This is a genomic window from Microcoleus sp. PH2017_35_SFW_U_B (genome assembly GCF_020737865.1).
Taxonomy (GTDB): domain Bacteria; phylum Cyanobacteriota; class Cyanobacteriia; order Cyanobacteriales; family Microcoleaceae; genus Microcoleus.
In genome coordinates, this window is the sequence record NZ_JAEQDE010000091.1 from 9611 (window position 1) to 27472 (window position 17862).

At 46.6% G+C, this 17862-nt stretch carries 18 protein-coding genes and 1 tRNA gene; 13 read left to right on the forward strand and 6 right to left on the reverse strand.

Going from position 1 to position 17862, the window contains the following annotated elements:
• The 4 genes from JGK36_RS24440 to JGK36_RS24455 all read right to left on the reverse strand — a co-directional run.
• A partial coding sequence (locus tag JGK36_RS24440) for a hypothetical protein (protein WP_293198306.1) occupies window positions 1–195 on the reverse strand: 195 nt, incomplete at its 3' end.
• A gap of 6 nt (window positions 196–201) precedes the next feature.
• Window positions 202–1725 (reverse strand): RtcB family protein, encoded by a 1524-nt coding sequence (locus tag JGK36_RS24445; protein ID WP_293198303.1) that lies wholly within the window; start codon window positions 1723–1725, stop codon window positions 202–204.
• Between the two features lie 290 nt (window positions 1726–2015).
• On the reverse strand, window positions 2016–3851 hold the full coding sequence (locus JGK36_RS24450) for an APC family permease (RefSeq protein ID WP_293198301.1): 1836 nt from the start codon (window positions 3849–3851) through the stop codon (window positions 2016–2018).
• 67 nt (window positions 3852–3918) lie between these two features.
• A complete protein-coding gene (locus tag JGK36_RS24455) occupies window positions 3919–4758 on the reverse strand; it encodes a prephenate/arogenate dehydrogenase (RefSeq protein ID WP_293193099.1) in 840 nt (279 codons plus the stop codon).
• Between the two features lie 768 nt (window positions 4759–5526).
• On the opposite strand from JGK36_RS24455, the gene JGK36_RS24460 reads away from it, so the two are divergent.
• The 10 genes from JGK36_RS24460 (at window position 5527) to JGK36_RS24505 (ending at window position 14767) form a co-directional block, all read left to right on the forward strand.
• Entirely contained in the window at window positions 5527–5616 is a 90-nt protein-coding gene (locus JGK36_RS24460) for a MerR family DNA-binding transcriptional regulator (protein WP_293185126.1), read from the forward strand.
• 114 nt (window positions 5617–5730) lie between these two features.
• On the forward strand, window positions 5731–6108 hold the full coding sequence (locus JGK36_RS24465; protein WP_293185124.1) for a recombinase family protein: 378 nt from the start codon (window positions 5731–5733) through the stop codon (window positions 6106–6108).
• Window positions 6047–7288: a transposase gene (locus JGK36_RS24470; protein WP_293185122.1), complete on the forward strand. Its 1242-nt coding sequence runs from the start codon at window positions 6047–6049 to the stop codon at window positions 7286–7288. The genes JGK36_RS24465 and JGK36_RS24470 overlap by 62 nt, the downstream gene beginning before the upstream one ends.
• Window positions 7289–7362: 74 nt before the next feature.
• A complete protein-coding gene (locus tag JGK36_RS24475; RefSeq protein ID WP_293185121.1) occupies window positions 7363–8925 on the forward strand; it encodes a pentapeptide repeat-containing protein in 1563 nt (520 codons plus the stop codon).
• Between the two features lie 96 nt (window positions 8926–9021).
• Window positions 9022–10584 (forward strand): pentapeptide repeat-containing protein, encoded by a 1563-nt coding sequence (locus tag JGK36_RS24480; RefSeq protein ID WP_293185102.1) that lies wholly within the window; start codon window positions 9022–9024, stop codon window positions 10582–10584.
• Window positions 10585–10660: 76 nt separating this feature from the next.
• Entirely contained in the window at window positions 10661–12190 is a 1530-nt protein-coding gene (locus tag JGK36_RS24485) for a pentapeptide repeat-containing protein (RefSeq protein ID WP_293185101.1), read from the forward strand.
• A 22-nt stretch (window positions 12191–12212) separates the two neighbouring features.
• A complete protein-coding gene (locus JGK36_RS24490; RefSeq protein WP_293185100.1) occupies window positions 12213–13742 on the forward strand; it encodes a helicase C-terminal domain-containing protein in 1530 nt (509 codons plus the stop codon).
• Window positions 13743–13806: 64 nt separating this feature from the next.
• On the forward strand, window positions 13807–14019 hold the full coding sequence (locus tag JGK36_RS24495; RefSeq protein ID WP_293198299.1) for a DUF2839 domain-containing protein: 213 nt from the start codon (window positions 13807–13809) through the stop codon (window positions 14017–14019).
• A 128-nt stretch (window positions 14020–14147) separates the two neighbouring features.
• Window positions 14148–14219: transfer RNA gene (locus tag JGK36_RS24500), tRNA-Val, on the forward strand.
• 182 nt (window positions 14220–14401) lie between these two features.
• Window positions 14402–14767 (forward strand): hypothetical protein, encoded by a 366-nt coding sequence (locus JGK36_RS24505; RefSeq protein WP_293185097.1) that lies wholly within the window; start codon window positions 14402–14404, stop codon window positions 14765–14767.
• Window positions 14768–14804: 37 nt separating this feature from the next.
• Here the strand turns inward: JGK36_RS24505 and JGK36_RS24510 are convergent, their stop codons facing one another.
• Window positions 14805–15011: a type II toxin-antitoxin system HicB family antitoxin gene (locus JGK36_RS24510; RefSeq protein WP_293185095.1), complete on the reverse strand. Its 207-nt coding sequence runs from the start codon at window positions 15009–15011 to the stop codon at window positions 14805–14807.
• The gene (locus JGK36_RS24515) at window positions 15011–15205 is read right to left on the reverse strand and encodes a type II toxin-antitoxin system HicA family toxin (protein WP_293185094.1); all 195 of its coding nucleotides are present in this window, start codon (window positions 15203–15205) and stop codon (window positions 15011–15013) included. The genes JGK36_RS24510 and JGK36_RS24515 overlap by 1 nt, the downstream gene beginning before the upstream one ends.
• Window positions 15206–15464: 259 nt before the next feature.
• Here JGK36_RS24515 and JGK36_RS24520 point away from each other — a divergent pair, with 259 nt between their 5' ends.
• The 3 genes from JGK36_RS24520 (at window position 15465) to JGK36_RS24530 (ending at window position 17820) form a co-directional block, all read left to right on the forward strand.
• On the forward strand, window positions 15465–16409 hold the full coding sequence (locus JGK36_RS24520) for a nucleotidyltransferase domain-containing protein (protein ID WP_293198297.1): 945 nt from the start codon (window positions 15465–15467) through the stop codon (window positions 16407–16409).
• A gap of 97 nt (window positions 16410–16506) precedes the next feature.
• On the forward strand, window positions 16507–17268 hold the full coding sequence (locus JGK36_RS24525; protein WP_293185091.1) for a nucleotidyltransferase domain-containing protein: 762 nt from the start codon (window positions 16507–16509) through the stop codon (window positions 17266–17268).
• Between the two features lie 261 nt (window positions 17269–17529).
• Window positions 17530–17820, forward strand: a complete 291-nt coding sequence (locus JGK36_RS24530; RefSeq protein ID WP_293185090.1) for a hypothetical protein — start codon at window positions 17530–17532, stop codon at window positions 17818–17820.
• Window positions 17821–17862 lie beyond the last annotated feature (42 nt).

Sequence of the window (17862 nt, forward strand, 5' to 3'; positions counted from 1 at the left end):
TTTTTTCTGCTGGAACAGGCTAGAAGCCCATTTTACAATCTTTGAAATTGTCTTTGGGAACGGGCTAGAAGCCCATTCCACAATCTTTGATTTTTTCTGAGGGAACGGGCTAGAAGCCCATTCCACAATCTTTGGAATTTTCTGGTGGAACAGGCTTCTAGCCTGTTCGTAAAACCAGTTTTTGAGAACCGACAAATCAGCCTAGGCTTTAAATGTTAATACTGGCTTCATTTTAGCGACTATACCCACCATTTGCGCCTCCACCTGAACGTCAATCACTGGTTGAATTGGCTTGTAAGCGGCCGGTGCTTCTTCGATTCTACGTTCTTCGCGTAAGGTAATGCAATCTACGCCAGTTAATCCCAAAGCTGCTTCAGTTTTGTCAGCACCTTCGCGACTGAGATCGAAACGCGATCGCGCCCTGCCCGCACCGTGAGAAGCCGATCGCAAAAATCGATCGTTTCCCAAACCAATTAGCAAATAAGACGGCGCACCCATCGAACCAGGTACAATTACAGGCTGGCCAGAATGTGCGGGACAAGCGCCTTTGCGAGTCACCCAACCGTCACCTTCAGCTAAGGTAATATTGTGAGGCAAATCGTAAACTAAAGGAGCTTCGATATCCCCGAAAACTTGCCGCAAACGCAGTCGCAGAAGTTCTGCTAGCAGCAAACGGTTGATAAAACCGTAATTGGCGGCGGTTGCTTCCGCTTGTAGGTAGCTGCTCACAAGTTCGGGATTGGCTTCGACAGACAGCGGAAACAGCCCGGATTCAGGGTGTTTCAGGGTTTTCGGCCAGGCTTCGCAAGCTCGATCGCGCCACATACCGCCGATGTATTTGCCGACATTTCGCGAACCGGAGTGAATCATAAAAGCGATTTGTCCCGATCGAACTCCCCAAGTATAGGCCGTAGCTCGATCGACCACTTCTTCAACCACTTGAATTTCTACAAAATGATTGCCGCCGCCGATGGTACCTAACCCGCCATCCCTGACAGTGCCGTCATTTGGGACTAATTCTTCGGGTGCCCATTTGACATCGCCATTCATCGAACCGCCTCCGAAAGTGCGATCGCACTCTTGCGCCAACTGCTCGAAATCCGAATTTGCTGCGCTGCCCATTGCCCTATCCAGCATACCATCCAGCCATCCGGGGATGCCGTGTTGGAACATCGCGCGGGCAGTTTTTGCAGTCATGCTGACATCGCGAGTACCGAAGAAATAATCGCCTTTCATCAACTCTACAAATCGATCGCGCTTTCCCAGAAATTGTTCGACAGACAAATCAGCAACGTGTAAGCGCATCCCGCAGTTAATGTCGGAGCCGACAGCCGCCGGAATCACCATTTTGTCAGTTTGGACGATCGAACCAATTGCCACTCCCGCATCCCCCGGATGGAAGTCTGGAGTGGCGCAGGCGCGACAAACACAACCACCTTGAGGGTGTCGAACATTCGCCAAATTTGCTAACTGTTTCAGCGCCTTTGCTTCCACCGGAAAACCTTCTGGAAGCAAAACTTCTGCTGTTGTGGAACTGGCATCTTGCCAGTTATCTCTTGTAGCAAAAACATTTTCACTGTTTTCTGTTGTGGAACTGGCATCTTGCCAGTTTTCTTTCAGAGAACTATTGAGACAAATCGAGTAGACTTGATTGTCGTAACTCACATCAAGACCTTGCCGAGACAAAGCTCGCAAAAGCCTGTTCAAGTTTTTTGGCTGCTGCATAAATAGTCTGTTGCGGGTTGCAGTGCAACCCCCACAAATTGAAGAGATGTTGTAGTTAGTAAAAGACTTTGGTTCAGCAGCCGCAATCTTTTCAGAGACAAGTTGAAGGCAACTTTTCTAATTATGTCGATCCTGGCACATTATTTTTTATCTGTCAACCGCTTTCTTAGCGATTCTCAATTTTTGTGAGGTACGCGATCGAGTAATTACCAATTACCAATTACCAATTACCAATTACCAATTACCAATTACCAATTACCCAAGCGTACCGCACTGTTATACCAGAAACGCTACAGATAATATCTAACCGTTGTCACAACCCGACTTTTTTTAGCCAGCAAAGCCGCCTTCAAAAAGAAAGCAGTTTGATTGTGTAGCAGTCCCTCCCACCAATTTATCGTCACAAAAGCCGGAATAATTAGCGTTAAGAAAACTCCCGGCCGTTGCTCTTCAAACAAAGTCAAAAAGTGAGTTAAAGCCTCACCAACAGAACGGTAAGGCGATTCCAGAATTTCTAGGGGAATGTCAGATTGCAAATCTTGCCAAGCCGCTTGCAGTTTTGCTCTATCTGTCAAACCTATATCTACGTGAACCGCCACAACCTCATCAGCAATTAAACGAGCGTAATCCAAGGCATCAAAAGTTCCCCGGTGCAACTGGCCAACTAACACCACCGCCGGATGTGTCACCGTCTTAACTTTAGGTCTGGGAGGATAAGATATGGGTTCTATTCCCTGAATGCTCAAGCGAGCGGCTACATACCGATAGTGCCGGTGAATAGCTAAAAATAGACTAACTACAATCGGAATAGTTACTACCACAACCCAAGCTCCCAAAAGGAATTTGGTAGCGACAATTACAGCTAAAACTCCCGTGGTTGCCACTGCACCAATACCGTTCATCACAGCACTAGATTGCCAGCCTTTGCCTCGCTCCTTAAACCAATGAATCACCATTCCAGATTGGGACAGAGTAAAAGAAGTGAAAACTCCAACCGCATACAGCGGAATTACTGCGGTGGTATCGCCTCGGAAGATGATAATTAACAGAGCCGCGCAGAGGCTGAGCAAATTAATGCCATTAGAATAAACTAGGCGATCGCCCAACAGCGACAACTGCCTCGGCAAAAACCCATCCCGCGCCAAAAAATAACAAAGTCGCGGAAAATCTGCATAACTCGTATTCGCAGCCAACAGCAAAATCAACAGAGTTGCAGCCTGCAAATAGTAATAAAATATGCCGACTCCAAAAATATCTTTTCCTAACACAGAAAGGAGCGTTTCGTTTTCTTTAGGAATCACCTGATAAATATGGGCTAAGTAACTAATGCCCAAAAACATAAATCCCAGAATTACTCCCAAATAAGTTAAAGTTAGGCGTGCATTCTTCCATTCAGGAGGCTTAAAAGCCAACACTCCATCCGATATGGCTTCAACTCCAGTCAGGGCTGTACAGCCCGCCGCAAAGGCGCGCGCGATCAGAAACAATCCCAAAGGTTCCTTAGCTGGAATGTTTTCTAATGCTGGCAAAACATGACCTGTTGCCTGTTGGAATAAACCGCAGCCAATCAAGATAAAAATGCCCACGATAAACGCATAGGTGGGAACCATAAATATCTTGCCAGATTCCCGCAGTCCCCTGAGATTGGCAAACATGATCAGGACAATACAAACTAAGCACAGTTCAACGGTATAGGGCAGCAAGGAGGGAACTGCTGAAGTCAAGGCGGCAATACCAGCGGAAATGCTGACTGTTACGGTGAGGATGTAGTCAATCATCAGCGAAGCTGCTGCGATCAAACCGGGATAAATACCCAAGTTTTCTCGCGCCACAATGTAAGCGCCACCGCCGTTGGGATACGCTTTAATTGTCTGTCGGTAAGACAGCGCCACGATCGCCAACAGTAAAACAATAATTCCCGAAATAGGCAGCGATAAACTTAAACTGCTGCTCCCGGCTAGTAACAGCACCAGCAGAGTTTCTTGAGTAGCGTAGGCCACAGACGAAAGTGCATCGGAAGCAAGAACAGCTAGCCCTGTAGCGTTGCTCAGCCGTTCGTGAACAGATGCGCTGGTGGGCAGAGATTCACCCAGTAAAACCCGCTTGAGCCGAGAATAAGTGTACATTGAAACTCAATATAGAGGCGTCCACAAATCATAATCGAGACGGGGACAGTTTTCAGCAATTTTGGGATCACAAGTGGTAATTATCTCTGGCTTGTTGAGTCAGCTTCAGCTTCTGTTCGAGAGCTTGCCAATCTTCGGCTTCGATATCGCCCATCAACTCGTCGAGACTGTCGCGGTAAATAGAGAGCGATCGCAATAATTGCTCTCTATTGTACTTTGCCACCATCACTCCCAGCTCGGGGTTGCCACCCCCTACGCGGCTGGTGTCCCGAAAACCCGAACTCGCCAAATTTTGCGCTAAATTCACAATATCTCGATCGCCCTCTCGATCGCACGCAGCCACCAGCGTCGCGCTAGCCATTATCGGCAAATGAGAAATCCAAGCCACAGCTCGATCGTGTTCTTGAGGGCCGCACCGATAAACCGACGCACCCAACAACCGCGCAATTTCCTCAACCTTCTCCACTGACTGCGCCGGAGTCTGTGCAGTCGGAGTCACCACATAAGGCCGCCCCACAAACAAATCCCTCACCGCCGCCTCAATCCCACTTTCAGCAGTCCCCGCCATCGGGTGTCCCCCAACAAAATTCGGCCACAGAGCTGACACAGCATCGACTATGGGAGTTTTTACCGAACCGACATCGGTTACAATCGCATCAGGGGAAAGATGGGGAATTAATTTTTGGACGATCGGCTCGATCGCGGATAACGGCGTGCAAATAAAAACCAAATCCGCTGTTGCCATCAAAGACAGGTGTATGCTGGCATCATTGACAACACCTCTTGCGATCGCCCGATCGCAAGTCTGTTGGCGACTCGAAACCCCAACAATATTAAACCCGCGCGATCGTAAATCCAGAGCGATCGAGCCACCAATTAAACCAAGTCCTACGATACCGATATTCATCAGAAAAAATGGGTTTCAAACCCCGTCCTTCGCTTGACGGCTTGACAAGAAAATTTTAGGATTAATAGCAACTTTCGCTTTATAATACAATATGTAGCGAAAGGTCAACTATGTACCTGACTCAAAAGAACCAAATTCGCAATTTAAATAAAGCTGAGTTTTTGGCTCTGCGTGAGTTGTGCCGCCTTAGCAAAAACCTTTACAATGTGGCGTTTTAGGCAGTTGCCAAAATACAGAGGTTTGTCTAGATTTTCTCAGAATTTGACGAAAACCAACAATAATTGTGATAAACTGGGGAAACGCTTGATTAGTGCGGGTTGCTAAAGCTTACTGGGTGTGAAAACCACAAAAAAACACTTGGCTCAAACTGATCCTCAAAAAACCAAATATTTCAAGTCCTCTGCTAATCAAGGCAGTCTCTAACTGGGAAGAGTAAGCCAACCTGAGCAAAAAGGAAAACATATATAGCCTTTTTCAGAAAGATGAGGTATGCCAAGATATGCTGGAACCTTACAGTGTAAAGCTTTTTAGGTCAAGATTTGTCCGCGAATGAATGTGAGAAAGGCTATAGCACTCGCTCTAGGCAAAACATAGACCGCTAAGTTTGATTTACAGATTTCTGTAGGTTTTTAGAAGCGGCTGTTGTCACAAAGTAAACAATTTCCCATAAAGTCCTGGAAAATAGCGTCAAAATCAGGCAGTATATATCAAGAGTAAAAAATATTACCAGCGATGATCAAATATGTCACGCCGCGAAAAGCTTGCGAAATGCTGCAAGTCTCAGAGAAAACTCTTAGAAACTGGGAGCTTGCCGACAAAATATCAGCAATCAGAACCCCCTCCAACCAACGACGCTAGGACATTGACAGCGTTCTCGGAACAGGACACAACCGAGTTATCGCCATCTACGCAAGAGTCAGTAGCTACAAATAACGAGAACACCTCGAACGACAAGTCAGCTACCTCCAAAATATCTACCCGCAAGCCAAAGTCTTTAAAGACATCGGGTGTAGACTCAACTTCAAAAGAAAAGCACTGCTTGCCCTTTTGGGACAAGTCATGTCAGGAAATATCTCAACAATTGTGGTTGGACACCAAGACAGACTCGCAAGGTTTGGTAGCGACCTCATCAAATGGCTCTGCGAGCAAAACAATTGCCAACTCATGGTTCTCAGTAGAAACGAGCTGTCTTGTGAACGAGAAATGGTTGAACATATCCTTGCCATCATCCACGTCTTTAGTTGCCGAATCTACTCCCGGGGTAAATACAAATCTACTATCAAAGAAGATTCGAGTTTACCCAGAAACCAAGCTAGCAGCGAAATGGAGGACTTGGATTGCAGCAAGTAGATGGTGTTACAATCAAGCAATTGCTATCCTGAAAACAGAAAAGATTGGCAAGTACGATCTCAGAAAAAAGATTATGGACTCAGCTCCAATCTGGGTGTCCGAGCAACCTTACAACCCACGACAAATGGCAGTATTCCAAGCTTTTGAGGCACACAAAGCTGCTAAAAAGTCAAAGGGTATCGCCAAATTTAGAAGCCGATTTGACCGTTCCCAGACTATCAGGTTTCAAGTCAGTAACTGGAAGTCTGGGACTTTTTACCCGCAAGCAACCAAAGGATTATCATTTAAAGTATCCGAACCAATTGCAGATGTAATGGAACATGAGCCAACGCTGTCACTAATCAATGGGCAATGGTTTATATGCTATGCAGTTGATACCGCAAAGCCTCTGCAAAACGAAAGCAGTTTAGCTATCGCCTTAGACCCTGGCGTTAGAACGTTTTTGACTGGTTTTGACGGCAGTGATATCTTGGAGGTAGGAAAGAATGATATTGGTCGTATCTACCGACTAGCAAGACATTTAGACAAATTGATGTCAAGAATAGGGCTGCACAAAGGAGGACAATTCAAACGATTGAGGTATTGCTTGAGAAAGTCAGCGACCCAGATTCGGATTCAGATTAAAAACTTAGTCAACGAGTTACACAAGAAGGCTGCTAAATACTTGGTGACCAAGTATAAAATTATTTTCTTGCCGACTTTTGAAACGCAGCAGATGGTAAAAAAGGGGAAACGAAAATTAGCGACAAAAACAGCTAGAGCCCTGGTCACTTTGAGCCATTATAGGTTCAAACAAATGTTGAAGCATCAAGCATCCAAATCTGGTTGTATTGTAGTAGACGTGACCGAAGAATACACATCCAAGACTTGTTCAAAGTGCGGGCATATTCACACTAAATTAGGTGGGTCTAAGAAATTTAAATGTCCAGAATGCGGACACACTCTGGACAGAGATGTAAATGGCGCTTTCAATATTTTATTGAAAGCTTTGAGAGATACCTCCTTGACGGGAGAGCTTGCAGCTTTCACGCGTCTTGCCATACACAGTAAGTTTGGGCTTAGTCCTAGATTTACCGGGTTAAATGTATCTGTAAATATTGGTCGCAAAAGTAAGCAGAATGGTTTTACCGGACTGTCTAGAGGCTGTTTGACACAGCCATTAAGGGTGAAAATCTCTTAAGAATCCCCGTCCGTTTTACGGCGGGGAGTGTCAATAGCAATAAAATGGGGATATTTCGATACGGTGCCGCCCCCATGACAGTCGAGGAACTCCTGAAAAAATATGCCGCCGGAGAAAGAAACTTTGCCGGAATCAACCTGACTGAGGCCAACCTCAGCGGCGTCAACTTGAGCGGAGCCAACCTCACAGGTGCGAATCTGAGTGTAGCAAACCTAAGCGGAGCTAACCTCAGCAAAACCAACCTCACCGGTGCCAAACTCAACATCGCCAGACTCAGCGGCGCCCATCTCGGCGGCGCCAACCTCACCGACGCCGACCTCAACGTCGCCTACCTAGTGCGAGTTGACCTCAAAAAAGCCATACTCACAGGAGCTAAACTGATCAGAGCCGAGCTAATTCGAGCCGAACTCAGCGGAGCCAACCTCAGCGGAGCCAACCTCAGCGGCGCCACACTCACCGAAGCCACGCTCCGAGGAGCCAACCTCACTCAAGCCAACCTTCGAGGCGCTCACCTCAGTGGTGCGTCCTTGACAGAAGCCAACCTCGAACAAGCCAACCTCCAAGGCGCCGATCTCAGCCGAGCCGACCTCAGCGGTGCAGACTTGCGAGGTACCGAACTCCGACAAGCCAACCTCACTCAAGCCATACTCAGCGGAGCCGACCTCAGTGGCGTCAATTTGCGCTGGGCCATCCTCAGCGGCTGCAACCTGCGCTGGGCCGACCTCAGCGAAGCCAAATTGAGCGGCGCCGACCTCAGCCGAGCCGACCTCTGCCACGCCAACTTACTCAATGCCAGTTTAGTTCACGCCGACCTGTCAAACGCCTATCTGATCCGCGCCGACTGGGTGGGAGCCGACTTAACCGGAGCCACCCTAACCGGAGCCAAACTCCACGCAGTTTCGCGGCTCGGCATCAAAACCGAAGGCATGACCTGCAAGTGGGTTGACCTGAGTCCCAACGGCGACCACAGTCAAATTTACTGGTTGAACTCCGGAGGAACCCACGATTTTTTTCACGAAAGCTTGCCCACAGTTAGGATTGTAATTGACTCGCCCTTAGACCAAGGCGCTCATTTTGCCCTAGCTGCAACTTATTACCAAATTGCCCAACAATACCCGAGTTTAAGTCAGCCGCCCACGATCGAAGTCAGTTCCAGGCGCACCGTACTCGCCTTTAAAATGGACAGCGACGATAAATTATTTGCCACCGCTTACGTTGCCATTATTCCTTTTAACGACGGCGCTACAACTCAGAAAAACCTGATAGCTTTGATGAAAATGATTCAATCCCACGATGCAGGCAAACTTAGCGTCAAAGAATCCAAACACGTCCAGTTATGCAGCAAAGCTCTCAACCAAGCTATCAGCAAAGTAGACCAAATCAAAATTTCCAGTTCTTTTCCCAAAATCGGTGAAAGCATCAATTTTTTTCAAATTCCTACACAGATGCTCTTAATCAACTCCCGCGACCAAAGACTCAGCGTATATCACCACCCAGCCTTCGGCAAGCGCCTGATTAAAAAATACGATCCCAGCAACTCCAGCGCAGGCAAGTTAACTGAAAGCACAAAATTGGGTCAAGCTAATATCGCCAGCATTTTGGATTTTATAAAAGGCTTCCACAATATAGATGTCTAGGCATATTGCATGAAGTTACAAAAAATGCTTATTCTATTTTAAAGGTTGGCATAACAAAGCTTTGTTCTACCTAACACATCAGGGAAAGTCAAAAGCATGGACGCGGAAGAACTCATCGCCAAATATGCAGCAGGAGAAAGAGACTTTACTGCCATCCTGCTTTGCGAAGCCAATCTCAGCAGGATCGATCTGAGTGGGGCTAATTTCAGCGAGGCAATCTTGAGCCTCACCAACCTGAGTGGCACCAATCTGTCAAAGGCCAACATGAGAAAAGCTAAACTCAATGTTGCTAGACTCAGCGCTGCCAACCTCAACAAAGCCAACCTCAGTGGCGCTATCCTCAACGTGGCTAACTTGATTCGGGCCGACCTCAGCGAAGCCCAACTCGTCGAAGCTACATTGATCAGAGCCGAGCTGATCCGAGCTGACCTCAGCGGTGCCAACTTGAGCGGTGCCAACTTGAGCGAAGCAGATTTGAGAGAAGCCACCCTGAGAGAAGCCAATCTAGAGCAAGCCGACCTCAGCGGGGCTCACCTGAGAGGCGCTTGTCTGACAGCGGCGAACTTGGAACGGGTTAACTTGCACAGAGCCGACCTCAGCAGGGCAGACTTGCGAGGAGTGAACCTATGCAATGCCGAACTCAGACAAGCTAATCTGTCTCAAGCCAACCTCAGCGGCGCTGACTTGCGAGGCGCTAATCTCCGGTGGGCCGACCTCAGCGGGGCCAACTTGACTGGTGCTGACCTCGATGAAGCGAGATTGAGCGGGGCTAACTTGTACGGGGCAAATTTGAGCAACGTCAACCTGTTGAACGCTACTCTGGTACACGCGGATTTGACTCAAGCGAATTTGACTCACGCAGATTGGGTGGGCGCAGATTTGACGGGGGCGGCCCTGACTGGGGCGAAAATTTACGCGGTGTCGAGGTTTAATCTGAAAGCCGATGATATAACCTGCGATTGGGTGGATCTGAGCCCAAACGGCGATCGCAGTCACATTCAGCGCTTTACCCCAGAAGAATCTCAACGGTTTTTTAATGCTACACCGCCGACAGTGCAAATTATTGTCGATCGACCGCTCGACCCCGACGCTAACTTTGTCCTCGCGGCTACCTACCGCCAAATTGCCAGTCAATACTCGGGTTTGAGCAATCCTCCCAGCATAGAAGTTAATTCGCGGCGCACAATCATATCATTTAGAATAGAGCAGGACGATCAACTATTTCCCACAGCTTTTGTTGCCATTATTCCCTTTAGCGACGCGGCATTTACTCAAAAAAATCTCATTACTCTGATCAAGATGATTCAACCCCAAAACGGCAATAATCTAGGCGTCAGAGTTTCAAATTTGGTAGTGCAATTGAACGTCGCCATGACCAAAACAATTAGAAAAATAGGGGAAATGAAAATGCAGCCGATTCGCCTCGATCGCGAACCGATGTCGAGTTTTTTTCAATCGCCTACCCAAACCATACTGGCAAACTCCAGCGCCGAAACTTTGATGGTTCACTATCACCCAGACTTTGGCAGAAACTTGACCAATTTGCCGGGAGTCAACAAAACCTCGATCGGGCCGGCAATTAAAGCCCAAAGATTTACAACCCCGCCCCTAAATACGGTGATTGAATTTGTCAAAAGCTTTTATCAGCTTGGTGAGTAAATAATATAAATTTATTTATTTTTATATTAATGCCACATAAAAGTTAGTCCATCGCCCTTTCAGCTAGGTAAAAACAATGGAAGCAGAAGAACTTCTCAAGCGATTTGAACTCGTCAAAAGATACACAGAAGGCGACAGAGATTTCACAGGAATCAACCTGAATGAAGCTAATCTCAGTCGCATCAACCTCAGCCAATCAATTTTAAGGCAGGCTAGCTTATTTGTCACCAACATCAGCGGCGCTAACTTGAGCGAAGCTGACTTGAGTGAAGCTAACCTGAATGTGGCTAGACTCAGCAGCACCAATCTCTCGCGGGCAATCTTAAACGGAGCTAGTCTCAACGTAGCAAACTTAGTCAGAGCGGATTTAACGGGAGCTCAATTAATCGGAGCATCTCTGATTAGAGGAGAATTAGTCCGCTGCGAACTTAGCAAGACTAACTTCAGTAACGCTAACATGACTGAAGCAGACTTAAGAGAGGTAAAACTGACACAAGCTAATCTGTCTGGTGCGAATCTTTCCGGTGCAAATCTTAGAGGTTCTTCAGCAAAAGAAGCTAGCTTTAAAGACGCTAATTTGCACGGCGCCGATTTGATGAAGGCAGAACTTAACGGCGTCAATTTGAGCAATGCCGATCTGAGACAAGCTTCTTTGCAGGAGGTGAATCTCAGCGGTGCTGATTTGAGCGGAGCTAATCTCAAATGGGCGGATTTAAGCGGAGCTAACCTCACTGGCGCCGATCTGAGTGATACTAAATTGAGTGGAGCTAACCTCAGCGGAGCAGATTTAAGAAATGCTAATTTAGCCAATGCTAGTTTGGTTCACGCTGATTTGACAGAAACCAATTTGATTAACGCAGATTGGGTGGGCGCAGATTTGACCGGGGCAACTTTAACTGGGGCAAAAATGTATTTGGTACCCAGATTTGGTATCATCGCAGATGATATTAATTGCCAGTGGGTTGACATCAGCCCCGCAGGCGATCGCAGTTTGGTGCAACAATTTAATTCGTCGTCTGAAGCGAGAAAGTTTTTAAATCATACGCCGGGGTTAGTGCGAATTGTGGTTGACGCACTTTTAGACCACTCAGCCAACAGCACTTTAGCAACAGCCTATAGCGAAATAGCTAAGCATTACGGAGCCATGAGCCGTCCTCCCAATATAGAAGTGGGCTATCGCCGGACAACTCTGACTTTTAGATTTGATAGCGACGAGCATTTATTGCCAGCAGCTTTTTTAGCGATTGTTCCTTTTAAGGATGCCTTGGAAACTCAGAAAAATGTGGTGGCGGTTGGCAAAACTATCGCAAATCAAAATTTAGAAAAAAAACGGATAATACAGTTATCTAAAGCATTGAATGCAGCAATGGCTAATTTAACTGATGTGAAAAAAATGCTGGAAACAACAATAAATGTCTCTCAGGAAACAAACTTTTTTCAGTCACCTACCCAAACTATTTTAATTAGTTCGGGGCAGGAGAGTTTTACCGTGCAGTCTCATCAGGATTTTGGTCGGCGAAGTGGAAATAATCAGGAGAGTAAATTTAGTTTGGCTGTGGGTCAAAAAGTAGTTGATTTTCTGGCAAGTTTTGATTATCTTGATTGAGAAATATCAACAGTGAAATCGATTGATTGAGGTAGAAGTCCATAATTCGCTGCTCCGCTTTTTGCGATCGCACTCCGAGCCGCGCTGGCCCCACCATTTAACGATGGCGCGGTTGGTGGCGCGGGCTTTGCGCTTGGGGCGCAGCGCTCTGATCCAAACTGGGCTGCCGGCGTCCGCTTACCGACAGCGGTATCGAGTCAGCTATTTGATGCCGATTTTGATGTGGCCGGATCCGGTGATTTTAGTGGCGCCGACACCGCTGCTGGAACATTTGCAGGAGGTGGAAATTCCGCGATTGCAAGAGTGGCTGCAAACTGATCGGCCGTTAGCGAAGCCCTCGAAGAGGATCGAGATTTATGACCATAATGCCGCGGGACGAGGGTTGATGCTAGCCGATCCGCAGTCTTGGCTGGCGGCGCGCTTGGCAGGAAATTCGCAACTTCACAACAATATTCCGACAATTATCGACGGTGTGGATGATTTGGAAGTTTGGACGCGACAGCAATTGACGGTGGGTTTGGAACCCGCTGACTGGAATGATTTAATGGAATCTGGCCCAATGCTGGCGGATGCAATTCGAGAAGCGCGGGTGTTGCTAACGCGGGCTGTGTTTCAGCATCCAGCTAAGCCTGATGAGTGCTATTTGCTGGAAACGGCAGAGCAAAATATTTTGCAAGGGCTGTTTGAAACGATCGAGCAAAACCCTGGGATTCCGCCTGCTTGGAGCAATTTTTGGCAGCGGTGGAACACAAACGGGAAACTGCGGTGGGCACAAATTCATCGCTCTGCTGGGTCATTTTCGCTGTTCTGTGCGCCGGTGCAGGTGGCCGAGGTTTTGAGCAAAATTTGGTCTGCCGTGCCTGTGGTGTTGATTGGGGGGGCGGTGGATGTGGAACAGAAGGCTCCGATCTTCCGGCAAATGATGGGATTGCCTGAGTTGACGAGTGTGAAGTTTTCGCCCGATCGACAAAATGAGTTAATTCAACTGTACATTCCCAACTGGCTGCCGCTGCCGAATACGCCGGAATTTCAGGGTGTTTTAATGGAAGAAATTCGGACTTTGCTGTTGATGAGTGCGTCGGTGGCGGGTTTAACTGTGCTGATTGTGGGCGATGTACCGCTGAAGGCTCGGATGGCGGCGATTTTGGCTTCTGAGTTCGGTTCTCGGGTGCAGGTGGAAAAAACCGAGGTGGGCGACAATGCGATTTTGGTGACTGGATGGGAGTTTTGGCGGGAACATCAGGGTGAGTTGAGTGCGCCTCACTTGCTGGCGATCGCAACTTTGCCGCTACCTTCTTTGGAGAATCCTTTGGTGACGGCGCGTGTGGCTTTTTATAAGGAGCAGCGGAGGGATTGGTTTCGGTTGTATTTGTTACCGGCGGCGTTGAATGAGTTGCAAAGGGCGATCGCGCCGGTGCGAGAACGTCAGGGGGTTGTGGCGATTTTTGACAGTAGGGTGATTCACCGCAGTTACGGACAGCAAATTTTAGCGGCGCTGAGTCCGTTTGCAAGGATTGATTATTTGGATACGACTTGGTTGACTCAGGCTTGAGATGACCTGTTGGCGTATAATTTGGTTGTTATCGAATTGAAATCTAATTTAGTAGACAAAGATTATGGGCGAATCTAAGCGTCGTAAAGAGTCGATCGGCGATGGATACGGTAAAGAAGAGCGTATCTATCCCTGGCTACCAATTACGAAAACTCAAAGCGAAGATTTTCTGAAGTGGACATCTCGCGGAAGCTGGGCGGGGATTAGTCTGTTGGTGGCTTGGTGGATTGTGGTGCGGTTTGTTGGGCCTGCGGCGGGTTGGTGGGTGGTTGATTGATGGTGAGGTGCGATCGACAATTGGGCGATCGCACATTGTGTCGAGTTTTCACTCCGAAACCAGCGGCTGATTTTTTAGGGAAATTTTAGTTGCCAATGGGGAGTCAGTATGTTATGATACTTATCTGCGGGCAATTAGCACAGTGGTAGCGCACTTCCTTCACACGGAAGGGGTCACAGGTTCAAATCCTGTATTGCCCATTCAAAATTTATGGTGACTCATTAGACATCTCCAAACAATAAAATATTCTGTCGGAGTGCGAGCCAGGTTGGAGGGTGAAGCATTTGGGAATAAAATTACAGGTTTTCAACATAAATTGTCGCCCAAATGCTTCACCCCTACAGGTATCAAACGGCTTGAGATTATTTATAGAGGTAACTTTATGATCCAAATAATTCTGAACTCAGAACAAGAAAAGTTATTGCAACAACTGTTAGAAACAGGGAAATATACAACCCCAGATCGGGTAATTACTGATGCTTTAAAAGCTTTATCAGAAAAGCAATATCTTAATCAACCTCGGCAAGTAGTAAAAATTCTTTCAGGAAAACCTGCACAAGAGTTACTAGCAGAAAAAATTAAAACGAGCTTGGAACTTAAGAATAATTATCAGCCCGATCCGCACCGACAAGCTTTAGCTGAAGATTTTAACAACTTATGTGAAGAAACTCAGGCTTTACACGCCGATAGTCCTTTAACTGATGAAGAAATTGCCGAAGAAATTGCAGCTTATCGGAGCGGAGAATGAGAAACAAACTGGAAATAAAGAGTAATTGACGTTTAGCTTAAGCTTCAACATATTCGCAAATAGAGACAGGTTCGGGAATCGGAAAAGCATCCTCTTGTAGTCCTTCAATATGGAATGCGATCGCCTCTTTAATTAAATTTCTCACCTCTTCTAAACTTTCAGCCACAGCTACACATCCAGGTAAATCGGGAACATACGCACCGTAGCTAGTTTGACCTTTTTCAATTACCACAGCATAACGCATTAATCTTCCTCCTCTAGTTGAGATTGTCGCAAAACACTTTTAAGCGTACCAATTGGCATATCAATGCCTAAATTACCTGACACAGTTACAGTTCCAGCCTTTTCTGGGTGTTTAAATTGACGATGACTGCCCCTTGTTCTAGCTAAATACCAATCATCATCTTCTAACATTTTAATAACTTCTCTAACTTTCATTGTTCATCTATCTATAAAACTAATCAACTCCCGCACTTATATCTCCATAATACGATCTAACTTCAGCAACCTCTCCATTGTAACCTGCGCGACTGATAAAAAACCTCATCCTGGTCAATCTGAAGACACTGTTCAACACAGCCAAAACTGCCGTAGCACGGGCTGTAAGCTCCCAGCGATCGCCCAAACCCCCCTTTTCTTTATACTACACATATGCTACAATAACATTGTAGCTCGTGTCTCCGCAGGAGGTTTCCTCGTGACAAACCCCAATCTTCCTCAAAATTTCAACCTAATCGTGCCCGCCGGAACCCAAATTGTCACCAAGATTGAGGTCAAAAACCCCGGCGGCGACCAATCTTGGAAACAAGGCGCAGTAGGTGTGATTGTCAAATCGCCTACAGACAATTCCCACGCATATTTAGTCAAACTCCCAGACGGAACACAAGTTAGTCTGCGGCGACACGAATTCAGCATTCGCAAACAGTTTCAAAGCGAAGGATTGGAGTCAGGAGGAGATTTTCTCGCCGAATACAACCTCTACGATTCTGTAATTTACCGCTGCATAGTTGGTTCGAGAGCTTACGGTTTGGATAACGAACAATCTGATACAGACAGGCGCGGAATTTACCAGCCGTCGGCAATTCTTCATTGGTCGCTTTATGGCATTCCAGAACAATTGGAAAATAAGGAAGATCAAGAATGCTATTGGGAACTGCAAAAGTTTTTGGTTTTGGCGCTCAAAGCTAATCCCAATGTACTCGAATGTTTGTACACTCCTTTGGTAGAAACTGTTTCTCCTGTAGCAGCCGAATTGCTGGAAATTCGCGAAATCTTTCTGTCGCAATTGGTTTATCAAACTTACAATAGTTACGTTTTGTCGCAATTTAAAAAAATGGAGCAAGACCTCCGCAATACTGGGGAAATTCGCTGGAAGCACGCGATGCACTTGATTCGCTTGCTCTTGTCAGGAATTACGGTGCTGAAGGAGGGTTTTGTGCCTGTGAGAGTGCAGGATTATCGATCGCAATTGCTATCAATCCGCAATCAGGAAATCTCCTGGGATGAGGTGAATCGCTGGCGGTTGAGCTTGCACGTAGAGTTCGATCGCGCTTTTGCAGAAACTAAGTTACCGGAACGTCCTAATTACGAGCAGGCTAATCTGTTTTTGATTAAATCGCGTCAAAGTGCGATCGGGAGTTGATTTATAATTCGGCGATTGAAATCGCTTCTTGTCAAACAAAGTCCGCCTCCGCGGACTGAAAGAATTGATGATTTTTATGTGTGAATTTTGAAAAATTATGGTAGAATACATCTCCGAATTAGTCAAGATTATCTCCGATCGACCTTACCCGCTGCTGTTTGCGACTGTCAGCGGATCGCACTTATACGGTTTTCCTTCCGCAGATTCCGACTTCGACTTGCGGGGAGTTCATATCTTACCGCTACCAAAAGTAATCGGACTGATTTCTGGAGACGAAACAATCGAAGTTTCTGAAGTTCGGGAGAAGATGGAACTCGATTTAGTCACTCACGATATTAAGAAGTTTCTGGAGTTGCTGTTGAAGCGCAACGGCTACGTGTTGGAGCAACTGTATTCGCCACTTATAGTTTACAGTAGCGAGGAACATCAGGAGTTAAAGGAGCTCGCCTCGAACTGCATTACCAAGCACCACAGCCACCACTATCTCGGTTTTGCTCAAACTCAATGGCGATTGTTTGAGAAAGAAAGCCCGCGTCGGGTGAAGCCGTTGCTGTACGTTTACCGGGTGTTGCTGGCGGGGATTCATTTGATGCAAACGGGGCAAGTTGAGGCGAATTTGGTTAAACTTAATGACAAGTTCCAGTTACCGTATATTCCCGATTTGATTGCTCGCAAGCTGGCTGGGGCGGAAAAGTCGGTTCTGGAGGATACAGATATTGCATTTTATCACCAGGAGCGCGATCGGCTAATCAATGTATTAGAAGAGGCAAGTTTTACCAGTCATTTACCGTCAAATCCTAACGCAAAGGTTGCTCTTAATGATTTTCTGGTAAAGGTGAGAATGGCATCTTTGAATTAAGCTGTTTCATGTCTTATTGTCAGAATTAAGACGGGCGGGACGCCCATCCCACTCATGGTTTGGGAAGGTTTAATTAGTTGGTGGAGGACGGGCGGGACGCCCATTCCACTCATGGTTGGGGAAGGTTTAATGATTCGGTGGCGAGAGACTGTAATTGAGTGCAATCGAATCGGCGCGAAGCATGGCGTCAGCCCGATCGCAAATTCATAAAATGAGATACAGTAAAAGTATTGTCCAAGCCTTGCACCATCAGAGGTAACAATGCAAATCACCTTGAGTCCGGATCAAACCCAAGTCCTTGAAGCTTTAGTAAAGCACGGTCAATATTCCTCTCTTGAAGAAGCAATTAACACAGCTTTGCTGTTATTAATTGACGACATTACTTTATCCGATAGCAGCAACAACCCAAACTATTTAGCTTGGGTTGAAGAAACTCGGAAGAAAATCGATATAGCACGAGAACAGGCGCAACGCGGTGAGTTGCTCAATGCAGATGATGTATTAGCTCAACTTAGAGATAAGGTGAAAAAAGCTAGAGAAGTAATAGTATGAATCGCTTGCTAATTACAATAGAGGCGATCGCTTTCAACTGCT

Excerpts from the sequence above, each read along its gene's own strand:
- JGK36_RS24530 (WP_293185090.1), top strand. The coding sequence starts at position 17,530 with ATGCAAATCACCTTGAGTCCGGATCAAACCCAAGTCCTTGAAGCTTTA.
- JGK36_RS24475 (WP_293185121.1), top strand. The coding sequence starts at position 7,363 with ATGACAGTCGAGGAACTCCTGAAAAAATATGCCGCCGGAGAAAGAAAC.
- JGK36_RS24495 (WP_293198299.1), top strand. The coding sequence starts at position 13,807 with ATGGGCGAATCTAAGCGTCGTAAAGAGTCGATCGGCGATGGATACGGT.
- JGK36_RS24450 (WP_293198301.1), bottom strand. The coding sequence starts at position 3,851 with ATGTACACTTATTCTCGGCTCAAGCGGGTTTTACTGGGTGAATCTCTG.
- JGK36_RS24445 (WP_293198303.1), bottom strand. The coding sequence starts at position 1,725 with ATGCAGCAGCCAAAAAACTTGAACAGGCTTTTGCGAGCTTTGTCTCGG.
- JGK36_RS24455 (WP_293193099.1), bottom strand. The coding sequence starts at position 4,758 with ATGAATATCGGTATCGTAGGACTTGGTTTAATTGGTGGCTCGATCGCT.
- JGK36_RS24505 (WP_293185097.1), top strand. The coding sequence starts at position 14,402 with ATGATCCAAATAATTCTGAACTCAGAACAAGAAAAGTTATTGCAACAA.
- JGK36_RS24525 (WP_293185091.1), top strand. The coding sequence starts at position 16,507 with ATGGTAGAATACATCTCCGAATTAGTCAAGATTATCTCCGATCGACCT.
- JGK36_RS24480 (WP_293185102.1), top strand. The coding sequence starts at position 9,022 with ATGGACGCGGAAGAACTCATCGCCAAATATGCAGCAGGAGAAAGAGAC.
- JGK36_RS24515 (WP_293185094.1), bottom strand. The coding sequence starts at position 15,205 with ATGAAAGTTAGAGAAGTTATTAAAATGTTAGAAGATGATGATTGGTAT.
- JGK36_RS24460 (WP_293185126.1), top strand. The coding sequence starts at position 5,527 with ATGCTGCAAGTCTCAGAGAAAACTCTTAGAAACTGGGAGCTTGCCGAC.
- JGK36_RS24485 (WP_293185101.1), top strand. The coding sequence starts at position 10,661 with ATGGAAGCAGAAGAACTTCTCAAGCGATTTGAACTCGTCAAAAGATAC.
- JGK36_RS24510 (WP_293185095.1), bottom strand. The coding sequence starts at position 15,011 with ATGCGTTATGCTGTGGTAATTGAAAAAGGTCAAACTAGCTACGGTGCG.